The sequence below is a fragment of the Mesorhizobium sp. M7A.F.Ca.US.014.04.1.1 genome (assembly GCF_003998745.1).
Lineage (GTDB): Bacteria > Pseudomonadota > Alphaproteobacteria > Rhizobiales > Rhizobiaceae > Mesorhizobium > Mesorhizobium ciceri.
Genome location: NZ_RZRW01000211.1, coordinates 1 through 9,228, shown reverse-complemented (window position 1 = coordinate 9,228; position 9,228 = coordinate 1). Strand labels below are relative to the sequence as shown.

Annotated in this window: 8 protein-coding genes; 5 read left to right on the top strand and 3 right to left on the bottom strand. The window is 65.0% G+C overall.

Annotation, left to right across the window (positions count from 1 at the left end):
- The coding region (locus EOA22_RS15900; RefSeq protein ID WP_164755481.1) for a nuclear transport factor 2 family protein at nucleotides 1-448 on the bottom strand (448 nt) is incomplete at its 3' end.
- 190 nt (nucleotides 449-638) lie between these two features.
- Nucleotides 639-1,583, bottom strand: coding sequence for a MurR/RpiR family transcriptional regulator (locus tag EOA22_RS15895; RefSeq protein WP_063169588.1), 945 nt, complete (start codon nucleotides 1,581-1,583; stop codon nucleotides 639-641).
- 337 nt (nucleotides 1,584-1,920) lie between these two features.
- Here EOA22_RS15895 and EOA22_RS15890 point away from each other — a divergent pair, with 337 nt between their 5' ends.
- From EOA22_RS15890 to EOA22_RS15860, 5 genes are all read left to right on the top strand, one after another.
- Nucleotides 1,921-2,748 (top strand): ABC transporter ATP-binding protein, encoded by an 828-nt coding sequence (locus EOA22_RS15890; protein WP_013528756.1) that lies wholly within the window; start codon nucleotides 1,921-1,923, stop codon nucleotides 2,746-2,748.
- Nucleotides 2,745-3,605 (top strand): ABC transporter permease, encoded by an 861-nt coding sequence (locus tag EOA22_RS15885; RefSeq protein WP_063169587.1) that lies wholly within the window; start codon nucleotides 2,745-2,747, stop codon nucleotides 3,603-3,605. Before EOA22_RS15890 ends, EOA22_RS15885 begins: the two co-directional genes overlap by 4 nt.
- 70 nt (nucleotides 3,606-3,675) lie before the next feature.
- On the top strand, nucleotides 3,676-4,839 hold the full coding sequence (locus EOA22_RS15880; protein ID WP_013528758.1) for an ABC transporter substrate-binding protein: 1,164 nt from the start codon (nucleotides 3,676-3,678) through the stop codon (nucleotides 4,837-4,839).
- A gap of 359 nt (nucleotides 4,840-5,198) precedes the next feature.
- Entirely contained in the window at nucleotides 5,199-6,290 is a 1,092-nt protein-coding gene (locus EOA22_RS15865; protein ID WP_063169586.1) for a Gfo/Idh/MocA family oxidoreductase, read from the top strand.
- A gap of 206 nt (nucleotides 6,291-6,496) precedes the next feature.
- A complete protein-coding gene (locus EOA22_RS15860) occupies nucleotides 6,497-7,939 on the top strand; it encodes an amidase (protein ID WP_063169585.1) in 1,443 nt (480 codons plus the stop codon).
- A 217-nt stretch (nucleotides 7,940-8,156) separates the two neighbouring features.
- On the opposite strand, the gene EOA22_RS15850 is transcribed toward EOA22_RS15860, so the two are convergent.
- Nucleotides 8,157-9,228: Xaa-Pro peptidase family protein (locus tag EOA22_RS15850; RefSeq protein ID WP_164755479.1), on the bottom strand; the 1,072-nt coding region annotated here is incomplete at its 5' end.

The following is a 9,228-nucleotide window of genomic DNA, read 5'->3' as shown; positions in this document are numbered from 1 at the left end:
CCTCCGACCAGGTCTCGCGCTGGGGATCGGCCTTGTGGCGCACGCCGAGCGGCCGCGCCGCGCCCTTGCGCTCCTCGAAGCCCTTGAGGTCGGCCATCGCCGTGAACAATGTCCGGCAGCGGCCGTCGCGCAGCCGCATGATGCCCTCCCCCCTGGCCACCACGGTTTCGAAGCTGAACCAGGCCTCGATGGTGCCGTCGTCCGAGGTCGCCTCGCCGGTCAGCCGCCACGCGCTCGGCTTGGCCGTCGCCAGCGTCGTCGCCAGCATGTCGGCGATCGCCGCGCGGCCTTCCACGGTCGTGATGTTCCAGGTGAAGGTCAGGAGATCGCGCCAGTAGCAATCGTCGACGAAGAGGTTGCTCGCCGCCGCAGCGTCGCCGGCTGCGAGTGCCTGTGCCAGGGATTCGAGCCATGCGGCGGCCTGTTTCGTCGGTGCTATTTCGAGCATCTCTTTCCCTCTTTCGTTTCATGTCCGGCTTCCCTTCTCCCACAAGGGGAGAAGGTGGCCTCACGAAGTGAGGTCGGATGAGGGGTGCTCCAGCTTGGCGCCGACGGCACTCCGTCACCCACCCCTCAACCGTCTCGGCGCTACGCGCCGATCCACCTTCTCCCACAAGGGGAGAAGGAAAAGCGCAGCCCTAGTCTCCGAGCGGCTCCATCTCCTTGCCGGTGCGGTGGATCTGGGCGTTGTATTTGATGCGGCGCACCGTCTCGCGGGCCGAGCCGTCGAGCTTGTAGGCGGAGGCCACCGCCAGCAGGTCGATCGCCGCCAGAAAGGCGAAGCGCGATGCCGTCGGCTTCAGCGTGTCGGGATATTCCGGCACCGCCACCGTCAGCCTGACGTCGCAGGTGCGGGCGAGCTCGGTGTCGGGCGCGGTCACGGCGATCGCATTGGCGCGGTAATGCTTGGCGAGCTCGACGGCCTCGATCACCTCGCGGGTGCGTCCCGTCGCCGAAATGGCGATCACCAGATCGCCGGGCTTGAGCGTCGAGGCGGTCATGCGCATCAGATAGGGATCGCACTGGGCGCTGACTGTTATGCCGTAGCGGAACAGCCGGTATTGGGTTTCCTGCGCCAGCGCCGAGGAGCTGCCGCCGAGGCCGAAGACCGTGACCTGGCGCGCCTTGGCGATCAGCTCGGCGGCCTTCTGCAGCTGGGCCGGGTCGAGCTGCCGCTCGGCCTCCTGCAGCGCCCGGCGCGCCTCGCCGAACACGGCGTTCCAGAACGGCATGCCATTGTCATTGCTGACGGAAGGCGACTTGGCCAGGTAGAGCGCGCCGACGACGAGGCTCTGCGCCAGCTTCAGCTTGAAATCGCGCACGCCCTCGCAGCCGATGGCGCGGCAGAACCGGGTCACCGTCGGTTCGCTGACCCCGGCGCGCTGGGCAAGGGCGGCGTTGGAGGCGTCGACGGCATATTTGACGTCGTCGAGAACGACATCGGCGACACGCCGTTCGGCCGGGCGCAATTCGCTGTAGGAATCCTTGACCAGCGAGATGATGTCGGGGATGCGCCGGACAGGATCGCGTCTCTCGGTATCGGGGCCTGGAACAGGCTCGTCCTGGCTGCCAGCGTCGGTCATGGGGTCCTGGTCTTTCCCTGGGTTGCGAGGCTGTCGTCTTAGCATGTTTGCACGCCCTGGCTCCACGTGCCCGACCGGATCGCAACCGCAGCGTGTCGTTGGGGAAAGCTCACCTTCCTCCGTTCCTCTCCGGTCCGTGTCAGTTCCGAAGTATGTAGGAAAGCAACATGCATTTCAAGGCCGTAAAACCGACGGTAAAACAAGATGATAGGTATACTAATCGATTTTCGCGATACGGCCGCTATCGTCGGTGCTTGACAGGAAAGTAGGATAGTTACAGACTGATTTTCGCTGGGGATGAGCCAATGGATCATCGCGCAATCTTCCCGGGGGGCAGATGAACACGGGCGATGCAAAAAAGCCGAAGCTTGGCGTGCAGGCAGCCACCAAGATCTATCACACGGCCTCCGGCGACCTGCTGGCGCTGGACCGCTGCAGCCTCGATGTCAGCGTCAATGAAATCGTCTCGATCGTCGGCCCTTCCGGCTGCGGCAAGACCACGCTTTTGTGGTCGATGTCGGGCCTGCACAGCCTGACCAGTGGCGAGATCCGGCTCGACGGCAAGGCCATCACCGGTCCGCATCCCGATATCGGCATCGTCTTCCAAGAGGCGAACCTCCTGCCGTGGCGCAACCTCGACGCCAACATCCGCTTCCCCTTCGAGATCAAGAGCGAGAAGCCGGACCGGGCGTGGATCGCGCATCTGCTCAACCGGGTCGGGCTTGATGGCTTCGGCGGCAAGTTTCCGCGCGAGCTGTCGGGCGGCATGCAGCAGCGCGCGGCGATCGTGCGGGCGCTGGCGCTAAAGCCCTCGGTGCTTTTGATGGACGAGCCGTTCGGCGCGCTCGACAGTTTCACCCGCGAGGAGATGAACCGGCTGGTCGAGGAGATCTGGCTCGACACCAAGACAACCATCGTCTTCATCACCCACAGCATCGAGGAAGCGATTTTTCTCTCGGACCGGGTGGTGGTGCTGAGCGCCCGGCCTGGCCGCGTCGCCAAGGAATACCGCGTGCCGTTCCCACGGCCGCGTTCGCTGGAGATCATGGCGACGAAGGAGGTCTTCGACCTCACCAACCGGATCAAGATGGACATTGTCGGCGAACGCACGCGGCCAAAAGCCCCGGAGCGCCCGAGCGCCGAAATCGTGAGGATCAGGCCGTGAGCGGGGGCGATGCCATTCCGGAATTCTCAAAGTCCAAGTCGGGCGCCAAGGCGGGCGACGGCCATGAGGTCAGCCTGACCAACCTTTCCGCCTTCGCCAGCGGCCCCGGCATCAAGTCGGGCAAGGAGGTGGCGGCCATTCTTGTCGTGGCGGTGATCATCATCGGCGGCATCGAACTGGCGCTGCGGCTGTTCCACGTGCCGCTCTATATCATGCCGCCGCCGAGCTCGATCGCTTATGCGCTGTTCGACGAGTTTCCGCTGATCGCGCCGCATCTCGGCTACACGCTGGTCGAGCTGGTGTCCGGCTTCACCATCGGCGCCATCATCGGCCTGGTGCTGGCCGCCGTCATCACCCAATTCCCGTTCGCAGAGAAGATCGTCGCGCCTTACATCCTGCTTCTGGTCACCACGCCGATGCTGGCGCTGGTGCCGCTTCTGATCCTGCGCTTCGGCTTCGGCTACACGCCGCGCATCATCGCGGTGGCACTGGCCGCCGGGCCGATGGTGATGATCAATGCGGCGACAGGCTTTCGCCGCGTCGACAGCGCCAAGATTGCGCTGGCGCGTTCCTATGGCGCCAGCACCCTGCAGATCTTCTGGAAGATCCGTGCGCCGATGGCGCTGCCGATGATCCTGGTCGGGCTGATGATCGGCGCCATCTTCGGCCTGCTGACCGCGGTCGGCGCGGAAATGGTCGGCGGCGGTTTCGGCCTCGGCAACCGGCTGACCACCTATTCGTCGATGATCCAGATGCCGCAGTTCTTCGCAGTGGTGCTGATCCTGTCGACGCTCGGCATCCTGATCTACGTGCTGTTCTTCCTGATCGGCAAGAAATGGGCGAGCTGGGAGGCTTGAACACAGGGATATGACGGCGCCCGGGAGGCGGGCGGCAAGAAACTGACATCAAACAAAAAAGGGGAATGCCATGACCAAAGAGAACTCGATCAACCCGGCGGGGATCAGCCGCCGCTACTTCCTGCAGGTCACCGGCGCCGGGCTGGTGACGGCGACGGCGCTTGGCGCCACCGGCCTGAAGGCCAGGGCCGAACCCTACGGAAAATTCACCTGGATCTCGCCGCGCGGCACGCTCGAAGTGCTCGACGACTATCCCTACTGGGCGGCCAAGAAGGCCGGCTATTTCGACGGGCTGGACACCGACATGCAGCCGGGACCATCGGACGGCACCGCGACGGTGAAGTTCGTCGATGTCGGCCAGGCCGATATGGGCTTCCCGTCGCCCGGCGTGTTCTCCTTCGCCATCCAGAACGGCATGAAGCTGAAGTCGGTGTTCCATATGGGCGCGCGCGACACGTTCAGCATCGCCTTCCGCAAGGGCGAGGGATCGAACGACCTGAAGAAGCTGGAAGGCAAGACCATCCTGCTCGGCTCCGCCGCCTGGCAGTCGATCACCGACCCGCTGCTGGCCGCGCAGGGCGTCGACATCAAGAAGGTGAAATATGTCGAGGCCGGCTGGCCGACCTGGGGAACGGCGCTGGCCGGCGGCCAGGGCGACGCCGCCCTGTCGTGGGAAGGGCTGCGCGCCGAATGGATCGCCAAGGGGCTCGACTTCGAATACTGGCTCGGCGTGCAGAATTCGAAGCTGCCGGCCAACACCTTCGTCGTGCGTGCCGCCGATCTCGAGGATCCCGACCGCAAGGCGTTTTTGGAAAAGTACCTGCGCGGCTGGGCGATGGGCCTCGAATTCGGCTACCAGAATCCACGCGCGGCGGTCGAAGCGGTGTTCGAGCAGTTCCCGACGCTGGCCAAGAATCTCGGGCCGGAGCTCGGCACCACCTCGATCCTGCAGCAGATCAACGTTTTCCGCGGCGACATGGACAAGCGCGGCGGCTGGGGCTCGCACGACATGGCGAGCTGGCAGGGCTTCTTCGACGAAATCCACAAGATCGGCCAGATCACCGCTCCGGTGAAGGCCGAGGATGTCTGCACCAACGATCTGATCGGCCCGGCCAATGATTTCGACAAGGCCAAGGTCAAGGCCGATGCCGACGGCGTCAAGCTGTCGGAAGGTTTTGCCGCGCTCGATGTCGAGAAGATCAAGGCGCATCTGTTCGATTCGGCGGTGAAGTAGGGCTGCGCAACGGGTCATGTCGGCCGCCCTCCATTACCCTGCCTTGGCTCCTTTCCTCTCCCTCCGGAGGGGGGAGAGGTGGCGCCGCGAAGCGGCGACGGAGTGGGGAAAGGCGTTCGTCAAACGCGCAGTCGCCACAAGACAGGCACAATCTGACGAGCAAGAGACCTCAAGCGCGCGGCGAGGGTCTCGACCCCCACTCCGTCGAGCTTCGCTCGACACCTCTCCCCCGATCGACGGGGGAGAGGAAAGGGCCGGGCAATGAGCGGCGGCGCTGACCTGAGGTGATTGTCTCGGATAGACATACGAGCGGCAACCGATCGCCGCGCACAATTCAATCAAAACCTGGGAGATATTCGGTGTCCGACAAGGTAAAAGTGCTGGTGGTGGGTCTCGGCAATATGGGTGCGTCGCATGCCAGCGCCTATCACCGGCTCGACGGTTTCGAGATCGTCGGCATCATGAGCCGGTCGATCAAGAGCAACACGAAGATTCCGGAAGAGTTAGCCGGCTACCCACTCTACGAGGATTTCGACCAGGCGCTGAAGGAAACAAAAGCGGACGCCGTCTCGATCAACAGCTGGCCGAACACCCACGCCGAATACGCGCTGAAGGCAATCGCCGCCAACTGCCATGTGTTCATGGAAAAGCCGCTCGCCACCAACAACGAGGATGCCGAGAAGGTGGTCGCGGCGGCGCGGGCCAAGAACCGCAAGCTGGTGCTCGGCTATATTCTGCGCGTGCATCCGTCGTGGATCAAGTTCATCGAGGTCGGCAAGACGCTCGGCAAGCCGCTGGTGATGCGGCTCAACCTCAACCAGCAGAGCAGCGGCAGCGCCTGGCACTGGCACAAGAACCTGATCGATTCGCTGATCCCGATCGTCGATTGCGGCGTCCACTATGTCGACGTCATGTGCCAGCTGACCGGCGCCAAGCCGGTGCGCGTGCACGGCATCGGCGCCAAGCTCTGGGCGGAAGCCGACAAGCAGAATTACGGCCATCTGCACGTCACCTTCGATGACGGTTCGGTCGGCTGGTACGAGGCGGGCTGGGGCCCGATGATGAGCGAGACGGCCTATTTCGTGAAGGACGTCGTCGGCCCCAAGGGCGCGGTGTCGATCGTCGCCGGCCAGCAGGCAAGCAGTGTTGCCGAGCTGGCAGAGGTTTCGAATTCCGCCGACATCGACCGCCACACCAAGACCGATGCGCTGAAGATCCACTATGCCGCTGTCGACGGCGACAAGAATTTCTCCAAACCCGACGAGATCGTCAGCATGGAGGACGAACCCGGCCACCAGGAACTGTGCGATCGCGAGCAGGCCTTCTTCCTGCGCGCCATCCGCGAGGATCTCGACCTCACCGAGCAGATGGATGCGGCGGTCAACAGCCTGCGCATCGTGCTGGCCGCCGAGCAGAGCATCGCACTGGGACGGACCATCGACCTGGCCTGAAGTCGCGCCAGCCCCCCTCATCCGGCCGCTTCGCGGCCACCTTCTCCCCGTTGGGGAGAAGAGGGTGGCGCTGGCGCTGCAAGTCTCCTCTCCCCTCGGGGAGAGGTCAGCCGAGCGAAGCGGAGGCTGGGTGAGGGGGCCGATGCCCCAATACAGTTCTCCGCAGGAGCAGCATCAACACAAGCTATCCGCCGAAGGAGAGAGATATGGCCGCCGTCACCGACAGTCTGCTGAAAACCTATGCCGAGTCCGACGCGCTGGACCTTGCGGCGCTGGTGAAGCGCGGCGACGTTACCCCGGCGGAGCTGGTGGAAGCGGCGATCACGCTGGTCGAGCGGCTCAACCCGACGCTCAATGCGGTCATCCATCGCCTCTACGACATGGCGCGCGGCCAGGCGCAGACGGTCGACACATCAGCGCCCTTCGCCGGCGTGCCATTCCTGCTCAAGGAGCTGGCCTCGTCCTGGACCGGGGCGCCGAACACCAACTCCTCATTCTACCTGAAAGATGTCGTCGCCGATTTCGACACCGAAGTGGTTCGCCGCATGAAGGCGGCCGGGCTGGTGCTGGTCGGCAAGTCGAACGCCCCAGAAAATGGCTGGTCGATCACCACCGAGCCAAAGCTCTACGGCGCGACGAAGAACCCGTGGAAGGAAGGCATCACGCCCGGCGGCTCCAGCGGCGGAGCGGCCGCGGCGATTGCTTCGCGCATGGTGCCGATCGCCGAAGCCAGCGATGGCGCCGGCTCGATCCGCATCCCGGCCTCCTGCTGCGGCATCGTCGGCCTGAAGCCGTCGCGCGGCCGCGTCAGCCTTGCGCCGTTCGGCGACTATTGGTATGGCGGCGCCTATTTCCTCTGCTGCTCGCGCACGGTGCGCGACACGGCGGCCTATCTCGACGCGGTCGCCGGCGCGCTGCCGGGCGACCCCTACACGCCGCCGGTTCCTGATGGCAGCTGGCTCAGCCTGTCGGCGCGGGCGCCAACGAAGCTGCGCATCGGCTTTTCCGTCACGCCGCCCAACGGCACCGCGATCGATCCGGAGGTGAAGGCGGCGGTGCTGGAGACCGTGGCTGTACTCGAGCGGCTCGGCCACCATGTCGAGGAGCATGACATGCCGCTCGACGCCGATGCTGTGTGGAAGACCTACACCAACATGACCTGCGTGCAGACGGCGGCGACCTTCGACTACCTTGAAACGGTGATGGGGCGGTCGGTGACACCGGGCGATGTCGAGGCGGTGACCTTCGCGATCATCGAGCGCGGCCGTGCGACCAGCGGCACCAGGCACATCTCCGACGTCGAGCAGCTCAGGCAGGTCGGCCGCGACATCGTCGGCGACCTTGGCGCCTACGATCTCTTCATCACCCCGACGCTGACGCAGCTGCCGCGCCCGCTCGGCTATTACGACATGTCGGAGACGGATATCGACCGCTACAATGCCAAATGGACGGACGCGGTGTTTGCCTTCCCCTTCAACATCTCCGGCCAGCCGGCGATCTCGCTGCCGCTCGGCTGGTCGAAAGACGGCGTCCCGATCGGCGTGCAGCTGGTCGGCCGCTACGGCGACGAGGCAACGGTGCTGGCCGCGTCGGCGCAGCTGGAACAAGAGATGCCGTGGAGGGGGAGAAGGCCGGCGGTGAGTGGTTAGGTGCTTGGCACCCCACCGCCGAGTTCCGTGGCGCCCCCTCTGTCCTGCCGGACATCTCCCCCTCAAGGGGGGAGATTACGCGCTCAACAGCCTTCGCCAAATCATCTACACGGTAAGGTGGGCGAGACGGCGAAGCTGCCAATCTCCCCCCTTGAGGGGGAGATGCCCGGTAGGGCAAGGGGGGCGTAGAGCGCTGTCCCTGCAGTGACCCGCCTCGTTATCCAATCCTCTCCAGCCGTCGCGGCAGCCTGTTCATCGGCTTGGGCCCGTCCGGCGTGATCAGGAACTGGTCCTCGAGATTGAAGCTGGCGAGGCCGTCTATGTAGAGCGGGATCTCGAAGGCCAGCACCATGCCGGTTTCGATCACGACATCGCTGTCGGCGGCGATGAACGGCCATTGTTCGGAAAACACCGACTGGCCGACGCCATGGCCGAAATGGCCGCGGCGGTAGGTGCGCAGCCCTTGCCGCGCCAGGCTGTCGGTGGCGACGCAATGCACGTGGGCGAGCGTGGTTCCCGCAACAAGGGACGCCAGCCCGTCGTCAAAGGCCCGCTCGGCAATGGCGTGCAGTTCGGCCTGCTCGGCGGATGGCGGCCCGAAGGTGAAGTTGCGCGACATGTCGGAGGCGTAGCCGCCGACCGTGCAGACCATGTCGCACTTCAGCGGATCGCCAGGCATCGCTTTCGCATCGGCATCTTTGGCCCGAGCGCCCAGCGTCACATATTCGGCAGTTTGGACCGGATGAGACAGGCCGGACGCGGCCGTGGCGACACCTTGCCGGTAGAGGGCAATGAGATCGGCCTGGCGCATGCCGGCCATCGCATCGACCTGCAGCCGCTCCAGCCCGGCTTCCGACAGGATGATGCCTTGCTGCAGCAGGTCGATCTCGCGCGGCGACTTGATGGCCCGCAACCTGTCGAGCACGGCCGAGCCGTCGACCATCGTGCAGGCCGGCAACAGCGCCTGCATGACCGAGAAATCGGCGGCGGGCACAAAATCGAGGTCGACGCCGACCCTTGCGCGCCCGAGCCCGAACCCGGTCAGGATCTGCTTCAGCTCGTCGACGGCACGAGCGAGTTCGAATGTCGCGGGCCGAGAAAAACCCGGCGCCCGGCCGGCAAGGCCGGCCTCGATGCGTTGCGGCAACCCTTGCCCTGACGTCGAGGCGTCCAGCGTGGCGGCTTCGATCCAGATCGGGTGGCTGCGGATGACAGCATCCGGCAGAACCCGCTGCAATTGTCCCGCATTGAAGTCCGCCACCACGACGCCGATCGGCAGGTCTCGGCCA

Bases quoted from the DNA above. Each gene is read 5' to 3' on its own strand.
- EOA22_RS15880 (WP_013528758.1), top strand. From the start codon at position 3,676: ATGACCAAAGAGAACTCGATCAACCCGGCGGGGATCAGCCGCCGCTAC.
- EOA22_RS15895 (WP_063169588.1), bottom strand. From the start codon at position 1,583: ATGACCGACGCTGGCAGCCAGGACGAGCCTGTTCCAGGCCCCGATACC.
- EOA22_RS15890 (WP_013528756.1), top strand. From the start codon at position 1,921: ATGAACACGGGCGATGCAAAAAAGCCGAAGCTTGGCGTGCAGGCAGCC.
- EOA22_RS15860 (WP_063169585.1), top strand. From the start codon at position 6,497: ATGGCCGCCGTCACCGACAGTCTGCTGAAAACCTATGCCGAGTCCGAC.